Here is a 14030-nt window from a genome sequence, read left to right as displayed (position 1 = left end):
GGAGTGTCGGAATATGTGTGTTTTCCATAGTATAGGAAGTGTTGAATCGGGAATTTACTTTCCACCTAACTTCATTTGCCACGATGTTTATTTTATATCAAGATATAATAGGTTTGCCTTCAAATTATTCAAAAATCCCATTTCTAATTATCGTGAAGTCTATTTTTACATTCACTTTCATTTCTTTATACATCTCATGCCATTTTTCATGCGTTAGGTTGGAATTTCTAACAGAGCTTCTGTATACTTCGCCGAAGCCGAAAACATCCGAATCAACTTCCTGACAGTAGGCAATTACTCTTGATATCTCACGGGTTAAATTCTTTTTTATCGCTTTTTCAAGAGCCGCAATTTGTTTTGGATCCCCTGTATTTATGTCTGACTTTATTTCCAATAATCTTGCATTCATTTTAATGTGTAAGTCGAATTCCGGTGTTTTTTGATTGATTAGCTTTACATCTCTGACCGTTCGAACGGTATCGAATACTAAAGGAATTCCGTCGGGAGAGTTTTTCATTAACGAAGATGTTAAATCATCTTTTGTAAGAACCGTTTCAAGCATTCCAGATTGAAAATTATTTCTAACAAGTTTTAAATAAAAACTATCGTTAACCGAAAGTTTACCTACCATTTTGTCCCTTTTGAATAGGGCGACGTCAGTTATGGCTATCACTTCTTTGTCTCTTTTTAAAATAGGCATAGACATGTCCATACCTATGGAATCATAATCATGTGCTACCTCATGAAGAGTGGATGAAATCAAGTGCTCATTCGTAATGTTTTGTTCTACCAACTTAAATATATGTTGACCAATATCCTCAATATTTTCATATTTGTATTCAAGTAATGGCTGCGTTCGACCCTCAACAACGGCCATAAAAAGACTATTACTAACAGCAGGATTTTCCAAAAGTGTTTCAGTGTAATAACGAAGTCCATCTTTAGCTACATCATCTCCGAACAAGACGATCCTCATTTGACCGATCTGTATCTTTTTAGATGATCTAAGATTGGCTTTTATACGTGTACCTTTACTAGTTTTGTCTTTCGTAGTAATAATCTCCACTCTACTCTGAAATTCGGGACTTACTTGTCGAATGATCGCGGTAGTGTCCACCATCTCGTCATCACCCAAGTCATAGCCTACCAAAGTGGTTACACCGATTCTTTCTAGGATTTTTGTTTCCGCACATCCCACTAGGCTTACAAAGAGCAATATAATTATGATAAAGTATCTTAATTTTTTCATTCTTTTTGCTCCTTTTGTGATGTGAGTTTCTTTTTCAATGCGGCGACTACATACAGAAAAATGGGATAAACAAAAACAATATAAAAGGCAACTTTGCCAAATTGAGTGTTAATCATATTTATTTGGGTACGTGTTTGAATAACAATAGTGAAAATGAAGATGATAATTGAAAAAATCCAAACGAATTTTTTCGCACTTATTTTTACTAAGCGTATGGTTCCTCTATAAGCAGCCCATATGTATAGACAAAGATTAGGTATAATAATCAACATCCAGAAGTTTATTGCAATAAATTCAAATCGTTCAATAAATGGGAATCGGACAATACTAAATAAAGTTAAAGTTGCCCATATGGTTCTTGCGAGTTCACCTTCGCTATAATAGGCAAGCGAAACCAAAATTATGGCTAAGTAAATTACTGTAGTAGCTAGCAAACCTAAATGAACGTGCTTTTTAACGTTTTCCTTATCCTTTACGAAAGGATAAATGACATTAAGGATTTCAAAACCAATAATTGTAAAAGTCATGGATTGTGCACCTTTTAAAATCGAGATAATATCGCTCTCCAAAATTGGATAAAAACTTGACGATGACGAAAACTCGAGCGGAAATATTAATAATGGGTAGAGCCAAAAAGAAAAAACAACACTAAAAAACGCAATTCCGACAATCACCCGTAGACCGGAGAGAAAGGCATACATCACAATTAACAGCAAAGTAGCTGAAAGGAACCAGGGATTTAAGTTGGGGAAAACCCATGCATTTATTACTTCCATATAGTTTCGCAAAACAGCGAAAAATGCGGTTGAGCAGTATAGAATATAAATCCCATTCAAAAAATTCCCAATCCATTTACCAAATACATCTTGGTGAATCCCATATAAATCATTTGAATCGTACATCTCTAACGTTTTAATCATGAAGATAACGATGATATGTGAGACGATGCCTATAAGAAGTACCGAAATCCAAGCATCGTGTTTTGCATCATGATACACAAAGCGCTGAAAGCCATGTATTCCAACTCCAACTTGACTGCTATGAATCACAAAAAAAAGGAGAAAAGCATTTATCGTATCTTTCGGGCTAAGTTGCAGTGGATTTTTCATTCATATCACCTTCAGTTCAACTTTTTTCAGGATTTACTGGTTCAGGATTGGATTTTTCATCATCTACTGGTCTTGAACTTGTGGGTCTTTTAGATGTATAGGAAAAGGGCGCTCTGATAATACTATCACGCCAATCTTTCAGTCGAGGTGGATAAAAAGGTGCCGTGTACGGAGTACCCAAACTGGATTGACGTAATAGATGAATGAGTATAAAACAAAATGCAAGCATAATGCCATAAAAGCCCCAAAAGCCCGCCAATATGATAATGGGAAATCTAATAATACGAATAACATTCCCCATCATATAACTTGGTGATGTAAAGGACGCCAATGCACTTAAAGCGATAATAATAATTAAGATATTACTCGTAATTCCTGCTTGTACGGCTGCTGTTCCAATTACGATACCGCCTACAATACCAATGGTTTGTCCGATTTTTGTAGGCAATCTTGCTCCAGCTTCTCTAAGTAACTCGATAATAAATTCTAAAAGTAAGGCTTCAAATACTGGAGGGAAAGGAACTAAAGCTCTAGACTCACTTAGTGGAACTAAGAAAGCTTGTGGAATAACTTCGTAATGAAATGTCAATGCCGCCACGTATAAAGGCGTTAAATAAACGGATAAAAAGATTGCACTAAATCTTAATATCCGAAGAAATGATGCAATTTGCCATCTGAGATTTTGATCTTCTCTACTTTGGAAGAATTCAATAAATGATTGCGGGCAAATGATTGCCATGGAACTACCATCTACAAGAACTCCCAATTTGCCGTTCATTAATCCATCACAAAATTTATCAGTTCTTTCTGTAAGAAGCATTTGTGGGAAAATTGAAAGAGAGTTGTCATCAATCATTTCAGCCAGAGCGGCACTATCTATTATGGCATCGATATCAATGCTGTTAATCCTTTGTCGTAGGGTATTAACCATCTCCTCCGAGGCGATACCTTTCATGAATAATAGTGAAACTGATGTATTCGTTCGTTTCCCTATCTTGGTTTTTTCAATACAAAGATCAGGATTCATGATGTACCTACGTACTAACGATACATTTGTTGAAAGACTTTCATTGAATCCAACTTGTGAGCCAATTACTTGGGATTCATTTTCTGGTGCTGACAAACTGCGTGTTTCTCTAGTGGCGATATTTGCCAATACAACTTGAGAATAACCATCAATATGAATGATTACCGTTCCAGTCATCATTGAAGACAAAGCATCATCCAGTAGATTAGATATATTTAACAAGGGAATAGATAGTAAAGACTTCATAAGTTCCGGTGATTCACTCGGTTTTTTGTACAAATCATTTAGGATATGATCATTTAATGTCCGTTCATCCACGAGATTTTCTATAAAAATGAGCGTGAGATTGGGAGGAATCGACTTGACAATTAAGTCTGATGGGTTATGAGTAGCATCTTTAATCGCCTGAATAAAAGAATTCGTTGCTGAAGGAATCATATTTTCTTTCGGTTCATTTCCATCCCTATCACTCTCAACTTTTGATTGTTTCTTTGATAAAGATAGTTTGAATTTATTTTTAAACATGATATTCCCCCTTTCTTACTTTGTTATAAGAATTGGCTTTAGGGGGATATTCTATACTCGATTTCAGAGATATATTCTAAACTTTCCATTTTGCAAAAGTAGGAACTCCCATATTATTTACTTTGAACCTGCTATACTAATTGAAGGAATTTCTGAAGCGATGATTAACATTAGGAAACATTAGCATTCATACTGAATTTCCTAGACATAAAGCATAAACTTTCCACAGTAACGAAATAGTAGTAGGATTTGTATCAAAAAAGGTTGATAATGAAGGGAAACTTACAGTTAAAAAGACTGTCAAATTTTTTGGAAATGTCACTCGGAAATGTACTTTATGAATTGAAGTGAAAAACCGTGAGGAAAAGAGGAGAAAAAATGAAATCAATGGAGAAACCACATATTTTATTAGTAGATGGAATGGCTTTGTTATTCCGTTCATTCTTTGCTACATCTGTGTTTGGCCAATATTTCCGAAATGAACAAGGGACCCCAACAAATGGCGTACAAGGCTTCGCACGTCACGTCTTAACAGCAAAACAAATGATGCAACCAACTCATATGGCAATTTGTTGGGATATGGGGAGTCAAACATTTCGCAATGATCTTTTTGACGGCTACAAATCAAATCGTCCTGCACCACCAGAAGAGATGATTCCACAATTTGATATGGCGAAAGATATATCAAAAATGCTGGGTTGGCAAAACTTTGGGGAAGTTGGCATGGAAGCAGATGATTTAATCGGTTCGATGGCATGCAAATGGCAAAATGAAGCCAACATTACAATCGTAAGTGGGGATAAAGATTTATTGCAACTATTAACCCCAACTACAAATATCGCTTTCACGAAAAAAGGATTTGCAATTTACGATGATTATACATATGAACGATTTATCGAGGAATATCAAATTGAGCCATCTGTTTTTGCTGACGTTAAAGCATTTATGGGCGACTCAAGTGATGGCTATCCAGGCGTAAAAGGGATTGGACCAAAAAGTGCATTGCAATTAATTCAAAAATACGGTTCAGTAGAAGGGGTCATCGATTCTTTGCATGAATTAAAACCAGGGCAACAAAAGAAAATTCAAGAAAATCTCGACATGTTACGTCTGTCAAAAAAACTTGCCACCATACATTGTGAAATGGACTTACCAATCGAGCTGAATCAGTTATTAATCCCAACCTATAATCAAGATCATTTACACCAACTTGACCAAGCGGGGTTTGGGATTACAAGTAGACATGCACGTTCATTGTATTTAATTTGACAAATTTGGGAGGTATTCCATGAATTTAAATTCACAACTCATCCATATGAAGAATTGTATATTACAACAATCACATGATCTTGCACGAATCATTACGAATGAGCAAAATTCTCGTTATCCAGAATTAAATAGGATTGAAATAGACCTACATCCAATGAGAATTGAACTTGTCGAACTTTATGGGGCTTGTTTAGAAATGTCTGAAGAACAACGCGTGGTGGGTTTAAGAGAATGGGGAGAGAAGGCAGGGGCTCATACAGCAAAAATGCACCAAGTGACGATTGACATGATGCTACGTGAAGTTCCACATTATCGTAATACTATAGGCAGTCTAATAAAATACGAAGCACAAAAGCTGGAACTAAATACCAATGAACTATACGATATCATTGATGTGTTAGACCGTTCTATCAACGATCTCGTTTATTTCTTCAGTGTTCCCTTCGTACGTTACGATAAAGAACAATTGGCTCTAACTCAACAAATGGTGTTGGAATTGTCCGTACCAGTTGTCTCGATCAATAACGATATTGCTGTGTTGCCGCTGGTTGGTACAATGAATGAAGTACGCTCACGAGTATTGCATGAGCGTGCTTTGATTGAAGCGTCCCGATTGAAAATCAAACATTTGATTATTGATTTATCCGGCGTACAGATCATTGATACATTTGTTGCTCAACAACTATTTCATTTATTAGATTCATTAGCTCTTCTTGGTGTAAAAGGCACCGTAAGTGGGATTTCTCCGATTATCGCTCAAACTCTCGTTCAACTTGGATTAGATTTTGGAAAAGTCGGTAGTTACTCAACTTTAAAGCGTGCACTTTCAGTTATTCAATCATCTTAGAATATGGATACATTTTTACAAATGTTAAAATATCCTGATTCTGCTTATATGAGACATGTCGAATGCGACTTTCACGATTTCTTCCACCATTGTCATGGAGAATCAGTGTTAAGTCGTTTTCATTTTCTTCAAAACCGATCATTGGAACCCAGTGATAGGCAAATTCGTAAGTGCCAAACCAGTGAAATGTAAAGTAGCGATCAAATTTACACGCAACTGGACGTCCTTCAATCAGTTCAGATTTTGCTTCTTCTAGAGAACATGTGTTTATTTCCCAAGAAGAACCGAGGAGTTTACCCAAGTTATGTTTTAATCTCCATGTAAATAATCCGATTCGAGTAGTTTGCAGTAACCGATACAATTGATTCACATCATAAGTGGAAGAGTTCGGCATCCAGTACCGTAAAATGGTTAAAGCTGTTACGGGACCACAAGCAGAATTCTGATAGTGGGTCTTTATAGATTCATCATATTGAGATAATCCTTTAACTTTCAATTGCACACGCATGATTTCATCTCCTGGTAATTCGTAATAGATCCATCATCGGAACGTAGGCTGTTTTTAGCATTGATGAAGAAAAAGAGTTTTCCCTCCTGTATTAACAGTAAGGAAAAACTCTTTTCATTTCAAATATTATAGGTAAAGATTCACGTCCACATTTGAACCTTCGGCAAGTTTCTGGCCTAGAGTCTCATCTGCACGATACAAATTGGCTATTACACGGCCAACGATATCACGATTTTCAATACTAGAGAATTGATCTAACAAGTTTTTAATAAGAGCCTGTTTTGTAGATTCATCATAAGTTCTATAAATTTCTCCAGCTTGACCAAAGTTATTTGTTTTCTCAATTGCGTTTTTACCGGCAACCCCATAGATAGGTTGATCGGCTTCTTTATACTCTGGTGCTTCTTTTGGTTCTGAGTCGAAACTATTAGGCTCGTAATTCACACGAGACGTTTGCTGTTTGAATGGCATAGCACCGTCACGTTGATTATTGGCAAACGGACATTGTGGCGCATTGATTGGTAATTGTAGATAGTTTGCTCCTATGCGGTATCGTTGTGTATCTGAGTAAGAGAATAGACGACCTTGTAACATTTTATCTTCAGAAGGTAGGAAACCTGGCACAAGAACGCCTGGGTTAAATCCAACTGATTCTGTTTCAGCAAAGAAATTATCTACGTTACGATTTAAGGTCATTGTTCCAACTAATTCATATGGGAAATCTTTTTCTAACCAATCCTTTGTAGCATCCAATGGATCAAAGTCGTAATTATCCATGTCTTCTGGTTTTAATGTTTGCACATATAAATCCCACTCTGGAAACTCCCCGCGTTCAATTGCTTCATACAAGTCACGAGTCGCGTGGCTGAAGTCCTTCGCTTGCTGAGCGGCAGCTTCTTCAATTGATAGGTTTTTAACGCCTTGCTTCGGTACCCAACGAAGTTTAATGTATGTAGTTTTGCCTTCCTCCGAAATCCACTTAAATGAATGTACAGAAGAACCACGTATATGACGGTAATCTTGTGGAATGCCTTCATCTGTGAATAAATGCATGACCATATTAGTTGACTCAGGTGATAATCCAAAGAAATCAAAAAGACGTGCAGAATCTTGTAAATTGGTACGTGGATCTGGTTTTAATGAATGAATAACATCCGGGAATTTAATGGCATCACGGATAAAGAATACTGGCAAATTATTACCAACGAAATCATAGTTGCCTTCTTCTGTATAGAATTTAACTGAGAATCCACGTGGATCACGTGCGGTTTCAGGAGAATGTAGACCATGAATTACTGTTGAAAAACGAGTGAATACTGGTGTTTCTTGCCCTTCATTTTGAAGGAATGCCGCACTTGTATATTTTTTCATACTGTTTTTAACAACGAATGTACCGTGTGCCGCTGCACCGCGAGCATGAACAACACGTTCTGGAACACGTTCACGGTCAAAATGAGCTAATTTCTCAATTAGTTGATAATCCTCCATTAGTGTGGGTCCACGTCGACCAGCCGTGCGTGAATTTTGATTGTCTCCGATTGGAACACCTTGGTTTGTTGTTAACTTCTTCATTATACCGACTCCTTATTAATAGTTATTATAAAAAAGAACTAATTCCAATGTAAAGTATATTAAACTAATTATCAAGTAATAAGAAACAGGTATTTATAGACTAGGATGAATAGCTAGTTTACAGACGATTCAGAAATTCTTATACTTACCTAAATTAGGGGGAATGAAGATGATCCGTTTACTTACTCAAAAGGACATAAAACAAGCAACAGAAATTGTAGCTATGGCGTATCCAGGAATGAACATTTCACAAGCAACGCAACAAGCAGAATTTGCAGAACGGCTGACGACGGAACAAGTAACAGATAATGATTTACGCTATTATGGATTTTTTGATGAAGAAAATAAATTAGTAGGTTTGTATCGATTACATGACTTCCTAGGAAATATAAACGGAAAAATGGTTCGGCAATTTGGAATTGGAATGGTTGCGGTTCATTTATTTCATAAAAAAGAACGGATCGCTTTTCATTTATTACAACATTTTCATGAACTTGCACAAAATGAACAGGTATCGCTTGTTTCTTTGTATCCATTTAACACTGGGTTCTATCGGAAAATGGGCTATGGCTATGGACCAACAAGATACCAATACAAATTAAAACCAACTAGTTTTCCGAGTGGTGGAGATAAACACCGTGTGAAGTTGTTATCGCCTGCAATCGAAGAAGAGATTGTTCAGCTATACAATGAATATGCGGCAACTCATCATGGAATGATTAAACGGACGTGGAATGAAAGAAATCTCATCAAGAAAAAAGCGTCTTATTATGCTGGTGTTTATGAAGAAGACAAATTAGTTGGGGCTATTGCATATATTTTACAACCGGTTAAGGATAGCCATTTCCTACATCATGAGTTAGTTGTATTCGAATGGTTTTGGATAAAGCCGAGTGCCTTCTTAGCTATTAGTGCTTGGCTGAATTCTCAACAAGATCAAGTAGAACGAGTGATTATTCGAACACAAGATGAAGCTTTTATGTACCAGTTGGAAGATCCAAGGAATGATAGCAATCGTATGATTCCAAGTGTTTATCATGAAGTGGCCCAGGTTGGTACCGGCTTAATGTACCGTTTGATTTCAGTGGAGGAATTTGTAAAACAGTCGAATTTCAGTTCGAATGTTCGACCAGACAAATTTGTAAGCATGAGCATTTTTGTTGAGGATTCATTTTCACAGGAGATCCAAGGTGGATACAAATTGACATGTAAAAATAATATATGGGAAGTGGAACCTTCAGTAATTACACAGACATTAGCCGATTTGAGCATTTCAATAAACGACCTAAGCTCTTGGTGGATGGGGTGTATAAGCCTTGAACAATTGATTAAATACGGTAAAGTCGAATTAAATGATGGCTCAGCAAGAGATTTAGATAGCTGGTTCAAGCCAAATATGAAACCGATTTGTTTCACATCATTTTAAGGGGAGCATCCAAGTAGAATGAAAAATAACTTCTGACAAAGACCTCTTAATAAAAAACAACCAGCTCATCACGCAAGAGTGTGAAGAGACTGGTTGTTTTCTTTTAATAAACGTTGGAGCGCCATGCGGAAATTGACATATGTTTCAAGTTCTACATGTATTCCTGCATGAACTATTTCTCTGACAATCCTGGGATTAAATCCGACATAGATTGAACGAATGCCCATCAATTTAAGCGAATTATTAAGGTGAGATAATTCACATGCTAAATCATCGTAATCAAAAGAGACAACATCCTCAACCGTTACCCCTGTAAAATCAAATACTGCGTGTTCAATGTCACGATGACTTTCTGCATATTTAAGTGTTTTTTCTTGTATCATTTTAAGCCGTTCCTTAAACATATAACCTGCGATTGGAATCATGATGGTCTGGGGTACGATTGAAGCAATAATAGGTGCGGACATTTGATTAATGATATTTTCATAGTATTTTACTTTGTCTTTTAATTCTTGCAAGTTTAACTCGTTATGCATATTCCACCTCATGACGGTATTCTTTTCAGAGAGTATAACATAAGCGATGGTGTTTCAAAAGTTCGTGGATAAACAAAAGAGCAGACGCGAGGTCTACCCTTTTTGGCTTTGTAAAAATTCAGTTACCTGTTCTGGGGATTTAGCATTTGCACTATGCAAATGTGCCTTTTTTGTGTTTTCTTGATATATTAACAGGCTTGGGATACCCATGACATCATATTTTTCGGCTATTTCTGGAAGTTCATCACGATTTACTTCATACCATTGATATTGGTTATACTCTTCAATAATAGGATCGATGAACATATCCATTCTTGTGCAATCCGGACACCATCCTGCAGTGAATTTTACGATAACTTCTGTATCAGATGAAATAATTTCATTAAATTGTTCAGCTGTTGTAATTGCTTTCATTTCTGCTCCTCCTTGCTATCTATAGGAACAGTTTACACCGTTTCACTTCAGACGGAAAGCAATTTGTTTCTTATTGTAGCTGTTGCTTATATCCTTCGAATTGTTGGACAGTTTGTTGAATTTCTTGTGATGTGGTGGGTGTTAGGACATACCAACCATGTTTGAAATTCAAGTCATAAAAGCTACGTTGCTGTTTTGATGTATCACGTAATTGAGAGAAAATTAGTTGATATAGTGCGTCATGGCTGGCTTCTTGTAGTGCGATTTGATAAGAATGACATAAAGACTTTTCCGTAGAAAGGGCATCATTCAAAATATCCCGATCGTTTAGATCTGCTGTTTCTGCAAAAGGAGTTTGTGGATTCTTAATGGTCTGTTCACTCATGAAACAGGACCTCCTTCACTTTGCTGTAATGTTTTTAGTAATTCATTAAAGTGTTTAGCGTGCATTTGAGCAGCAGTTTCAAACTCTTTCTTTAAATCAGGTAAATGGCAGTTCTGAGCAGACCAGTTCATTTTTTTGGCAGCTAATAAATTCCATGACATCATATCCTTAAAATAAAGAAAGTCTTTTGTCGAAACCATTTTAGGTGGCTCTGGATACATAAGTTGCTGTTCATTTGCTTGAGAAAATAAGCCCATAGTGAATATCCTCCTTTTCGGTCATAGGCTATGTTAAATCATACTGAGGATATTCCGCAAAACTGCTCCACTTTCCGCGGACGGGCGCCGAGCTATTCCGCAGGAAAGATATTGGTCGAAGATAGTTCGGCCAATGTCTTTGCGACGAAGCAGCGTAGCGGTGCAGGAGCAGGCTTTTACTTCGCAGTTTTGCTCCATATCTATTAATAGGTGAAAATCAACAATGAAATTTAACATAGCTTAGTCATAGGTAGTAGTGTGAGAAAATTTTCATGAATTATACATGAATTGAAGGGATGATCTGCCTATGAAAGAATTAATTTTCATCAACTTAGACTTCAATTCATAAGATGGTTTAAGCATAAAAAACATCCGATTTCCGCAGAGTGAATCACTGTGAAATTAGGGCATTTGATTATCATTTAAATATTGCGAAAAAAGAGAAAATGGTCTACACTGAATGTCATAGAGTTGGTGTCTATTTTTTTAATTAAAAAATGAATGAGTGTTCATTCAAATTGAGAAAGGGGCTTTATACATGACTTATCAAATTAAAAAAGCCGCAGTTCTGGGATCAGGTGTCATGGGTTCAGGTATTGCAGCCCACTTAGCAAATATCGGAATTCCAACACTATTACTTGATATGGTGCCACGAGATTTATCTGAAGAAAACAAAACTAATCCGATAGCTCGAAATCAAGTCGCACAAGGATCTTTAGAAAAATTACTTAAGCAAAAGCCTGCACCCCTTGCGTCAAAGAAAAATCTTGCATTATTAACAGCTGGAAACTTTGAAGATGACTTAGGCAAACTAAAAGATGTAGATTGGATTATCGAAGTCATAGTTGAGAATCTTGACATTAAAAAAGGGCTTTACGAAAAAATTGATGCGGTGCGCAAGCCAGGAACAATCATCAGTTCAAATACATCTGGAATAAGTATTAATGCGATGGTTGAGGGACGTTCAGAGGATTTTCAAAAACACTTTTTGGGCACTCATTTCTTCAATCCACCACGTTATTTGAAACTGTTAGAAGTGATTCCTGCACAAACGACACTTCCTGCTGTTGTTGAGTTCATGCGAACATTTGGTGAAGATCGCCTTGGTAAAGGTGTGGTGATTGCAAAAGACACGCCAAACTTTATTGCAAACCGAATCGGAACATATGGACTCTTGGTAACTCTTCGAGAAATGATAGCAAAGGGATATTCAATTGGCGAAGTAGATTCGGTTACAGGTCCTGTAATTGGTCGTCCAAAATCTGCAACTTTCCGTACGCTTGATGTGGTTGGTCTAGATACGTTCGGACATGTGGCGAAAAATGTCTATGACCAAACTTCTGGTGATGAGCAAAAAGTGTTTGAACTCCCAACATTGATTAAGAGAATGCTAGACAACGGATGGTTTGGTGCGAAGTCAGGTCAAGGATTCTTCATGAAGAAAGGGAAAGAAATACTTGAATTAAACTTTGAAACAATGGAATACGAACCAGTGAAAAAATTGAAAACGCCTTCACTTGAAATGGCAAAACAACAAAAAGGTCTAGCTGCAAAAGTGAAAACATTAACATTTGCGAAAGACCGTACAGGTGAATTATTATGGAGCATTTTGGCACCGACACTTGTGTATTCTGCGAAACTGCACGGTGAGATTGCAGACGATATCGTCGCAATTGACAATGCGATGAAGTGGGGGTTCGGATGGGCACAAGGTCCGTTTGAAGTTTGGGATGCATTAGGAGTGAAAAAATCGGTCGAAAAAATGAAAGCGGAAGGCTTGGAAGTTCCGGATTTCGTACAAAGCTTACTTGAACAAGGATTTGATTCCTTCTATAAAGAAGAAAATGGAGATACGTATTTCTTTAATGGTCACGAATATGCGCTTGTCCCAACCAATGAAAAAGTGATCAATCTGAAACAATATAAAAAGAAACATGGCGTAATCAAGAAAAACTCGGGTGCTAGTTTAATAGATTTAGGAGATGGCATTGCACTACTTGAGTTCCATTCACAAGCCAATGCGATTGGACTCGATATTATACAAATGATTAACTTCGCAGTCGATGAAGTGGAGAAAAACTATAAAGGACTTGTCATCGGAAACCAAGGGAAAAACTTCTGTGTAGGAGCGAATCTTGGCATGATCTTGATGGAAGCCCAAGATGACAATATTTTCGAACTTGATTTCACTGTTCGAGCATTCCAAAATGCCATGATGAAAATAAAATATAGCTCAAAACCAGTTGTTGCAGCACCATTTGGTATGGCTCTTGGTGGAGGGGCAGAAGTTTGTCTTCCAGCAGCTCACATTCAAGCTTCTCATGAAACCTATATGGGTTTAGTAGAAGCGGGAGTAGGGCTCATCCCTGGTGGTGGGGGAAACAAAGAATTATATATGAAGCATTTAAAAGGTTTGCCTAACGGTGTTCATGTGGATTATCAATTTGTGGCTAACAAAGTGTTTGAAACCATCGCAATGGCGAAAGTATCAACATCAGGTGAAGAAGCACGCGAAAATAACTTCCTGAATTTCGCAGATGGCATCAGTGTAAATGCCGATCATTTAATCTACGATGCTAAACAAGCTGCCTTAGCATTATATGAAAATAACTACAAAGCTCCATTACGTGAAAAGGTTCCAGTAACTGGCGATTCAGGTTATGCCACGCTTTTACTTGGAGCGGAAGGCATGTTCTTATCAGGTTTCATTAGTGAGCATGATTTGAATATCGCGAAGAAACTTGCTTATGTATTGTCTGGAGGTAAAGTTCCATACGGCACACTTGTTGATGAACAATATTTGCTCGATTTAGAGCGCGAAGCATTTTTAAGCTTAGTAGCTCAGCCAAAATCCCAAGCAAGAATGCAACACATGTTAGTGAAAGGAAAGCCGCTGCGTAACTAGG

Annotated in this window: 13 protein-coding genes; 4 read left to right on the top strand and 9 right to left on the bottom strand. The window is 37.1% G+C overall.

The window, feature by feature from the left end:
* Positions 1 to 124: 124 nt before the first annotated feature.
* From GY23_RS13690 to GY23_RS13680, 3 genes are read right to left on the bottom strand one after another with little or no spacing between them, the layout of a single operon-like run.
* Complete coding sequence (locus tag GY23_RS13690) at positions 125 to 1249, bottom strand: Ger(x)C family spore germination protein (RefSeq protein ID WP_075619789.1); 1125 nt, start codon at positions 1247 to 1249, stop codon at positions 125 to 127.
* The gene (locus GY23_RS13685) at positions 1246 to 2358 is read right to left on the bottom strand and encodes a GerAB/ArcD/ProY family transporter (protein ID WP_075619788.1); all 1113 of its coding nucleotides are present in this window, start codon (positions 2356 to 2358) and stop codon (positions 1246 to 1248) included. The genes GY23_RS13690 and GY23_RS13685 overlap by 4 nt, the downstream gene beginning before the upstream one ends.
* 16 nt (positions 2359 to 2374) lie before the next feature.
* Complete coding sequence (locus tag GY23_RS13680; protein WP_075619787.1) at positions 2375 to 3910, bottom strand: spore germination protein; 1536 nt, start codon at positions 3908 to 3910, stop codon at positions 2375 to 2377.
* Positions 3911 to 4288: 378 nt separating this feature from the next.
* Between GY23_RS13680 and GY23_RS13675 the strand changes: the two genes are divergently transcribed.
* Together GY23_RS13675 and GY23_RS13670 are read left to right on the top strand one after the other, a co-directional pair.
* Positions 4289 to 5179, top strand: a complete 891-nt coding sequence (locus GY23_RS13675) for a 5'-3' exonuclease (protein WP_075619786.1) — start codon at positions 4289 to 4291, stop codon at positions 5177 to 5179.
* 19 nt (positions 5180 to 5198) lie between these two features.
* Positions 5199 to 6026, top strand: a complete 828-nt coding sequence (locus GY23_RS13670; RefSeq protein WP_075619785.1) for an STAS domain-containing protein — start codon at positions 5199 to 5201, stop codon at positions 6024 to 6026.
* On the opposite strand, the gene GY23_RS13665 is transcribed toward GY23_RS13670, so the two are convergent.
* Entirely contained in the window at positions 6010 to 6534 is a 525-nt protein-coding gene (locus tag GY23_RS13665) for a C39 family peptidase (RefSeq protein ID WP_075619784.1), read from the bottom strand. The two genes, GY23_RS13670 and GY23_RS13665, sit on opposite strands and share 17 nt — an antisense overlap.
* A gap of 126 nt (positions 6535 to 6660) precedes the next feature.
* Positions 6661 to 8106: a catalase gene (locus tag GY23_RS13660; protein WP_075619783.1), complete on the bottom strand. Its 1446-nt coding sequence runs from the start codon at positions 8104 to 8106 to the stop codon at positions 6661 to 6663.
* Between the two features lie 169 nt (positions 8107 to 8275).
* Between GY23_RS13660 and GY23_RS13655 the strand changes: the two genes are divergently transcribed.
* Positions 8276 to 9532: a GNAT family N-acetyltransferase gene (locus GY23_RS13655; RefSeq protein WP_075619782.1), complete on the top strand. Its 1257-nt coding sequence runs from the start codon at positions 8276 to 8278 to the stop codon at positions 9530 to 9532.
* Positions 9533 to 9600: 68 nt separating this feature from the next.
* Here GY23_RS13655 and GY23_RS13650 read toward each other — a convergent pair whose 3' ends face one another.
* The 4 genes from GY23_RS13650 to GY23_RS13635 all read right to left on the bottom strand — a co-directional run bounded on the left by GY23_RS13650 (position 9601) and on the right by GY23_RS13635 (position 11124).
* A complete protein-coding gene (locus tag GY23_RS13650; RefSeq protein ID WP_245827669.1) occupies positions 9601 to 10080 on the bottom strand; it encodes an STAS domain-containing protein in 480 nt (159 codons plus the stop codon).
* A gap of 81 nt (positions 10081 to 10161) precedes the next feature.
* On the bottom strand, positions 10162 to 10482 hold the full coding sequence (locus GY23_RS13645) for a thioredoxin family protein (protein ID WP_075619780.1): 321 nt from the start codon (positions 10480 to 10482) through the stop codon (positions 10162 to 10164).
* Positions 10483 to 10552: 70 nt separating this feature from the next.
* Positions 10553 to 10867, bottom strand: a complete 315-nt coding sequence (locus GY23_RS13640) for a spore coat protein (protein ID WP_075619779.1) — start codon at positions 10865 to 10867, stop codon at positions 10553 to 10555.
* On the bottom strand, positions 10864 to 11124 hold the full coding sequence (locus GY23_RS13635; protein WP_075619778.1) for a hypothetical protein: 261 nt from the start codon (positions 11122 to 11124) through the stop codon (positions 10864 to 10866). Before GY23_RS13635 ends, GY23_RS13640 begins: the two co-directional genes overlap by 4 nt.
* Before the next feature lie 538 nt (positions 11125 to 11662).
* Between GY23_RS13635 and GY23_RS13630 the strand changes: the two genes are divergently transcribed.
* Positions 11663 to 14029: a 3-hydroxyacyl-CoA dehydrogenase/enoyl-CoA hydratase family protein gene (locus GY23_RS13630; RefSeq protein WP_075619777.1), complete on the top strand. Its 2367-nt coding sequence runs from the start codon at positions 11663 to 11665 to the stop codon at positions 14027 to 14029.
* The last annotated feature ends 1 nt before the right edge of the window (position 14030 follow it).

The organism is Paenisporosarcina indica, assembly GCF_001939075.1.
Taxonomy (GTDB): Bacteria; Bacillota; Bacilli; order Bacillales_A; family Planococcaceae; genus Paenisporosarcina; species Paenisporosarcina indica.
Note: the sequence above shows the minus strand (reverse complement) of the source record. Positions and strands in the feature narration are given on the sequence as shown.

What these genes read in the sequence shown, in the direction of transcription:
- GY23_RS13690 (WP_075619789.1), bottom strand. Translation starts at nt 1,249, where the DNA reads ATGAAAAAATTAAGATACTTTATCATAATTATATTGCTCTTTGTAAGC.
- GY23_RS13685 (WP_075619788.1), bottom strand. Translation starts at nt 2,358, where the DNA reads ATGAAAAATCCACTGCAACTTAGCCCGAAAGATACGATAAATGCTTTT.
- GY23_RS13680 (WP_075619787.1), bottom strand. Translation starts at nt 3,910, where the DNA reads ATGTTTAAAAATAAATTCAAACTATCTTTATCAAAGAAACAATCAAAA.
- GY23_RS13675 (WP_075619786.1), top strand. Translation starts at nt 4,289, where the DNA reads ATGAAATCAATGGAGAAACCACATATTTTATTAGTAGATGGAATGGCT.
- GY23_RS13670 (WP_075619785.1), top strand. Translation starts at nt 5,199, where the DNA reads ATGAATTTAAATTCACAACTCATCCATATGAAGAATTGTATATTACAA.
- GY23_RS13665 (WP_075619784.1), bottom strand. Translation starts at nt 6,534, where the DNA reads ATGCGTGTGCAATTGAAAGTTAAAGGATTATCTCAATATGATGAATCT.
- GY23_RS13660 (WP_075619783.1), bottom strand. Translation starts at nt 8,106, where the DNA reads ATGAAGAAGTTAACAACAAACCAAGGTGTTCCAATCGGAGACAATCAA.
- GY23_RS13655 (WP_075619782.1), top strand. Translation starts at nt 8,276, where the DNA reads ATGATCCGTTTACTTACTCAAAAGGACATAAAACAAGCAACAGAAATT.
- GY23_RS13650 (WP_245827669.1), bottom strand. Translation starts at nt 10,080, where the DNA reads ATGAGGTGGAATATGCATAACGAGTTAAACTTGCAAGAATTAAAAGAC.
- GY23_RS13645 (WP_075619780.1), bottom strand. Translation starts at nt 10,482, where the DNA reads ATGAAAGCAATTACAACAGCTGAACAATTTAATGAAATTATTTCATCT.
- GY23_RS13640 (WP_075619779.1), bottom strand. Translation starts at nt 10,867, where the DNA reads ATGAGTGAACAGACCATTAAGAATCCACAAACTCCTTTTGCAGAAACA.
- GY23_RS13635 (WP_075619778.1), bottom strand. Translation starts at nt 11,124, where the DNA reads ATGGGCTTATTTTCTCAAGCAAATGAACAGCAACTTATGTATCCAGAG.
- GY23_RS13630 (WP_075619777.1), top strand. Translation starts at nt 11,663, where the DNA reads ATGACTTATCAAATTAAAAAAGCCGCAGTTCTGGGATCAGGTGTCATG.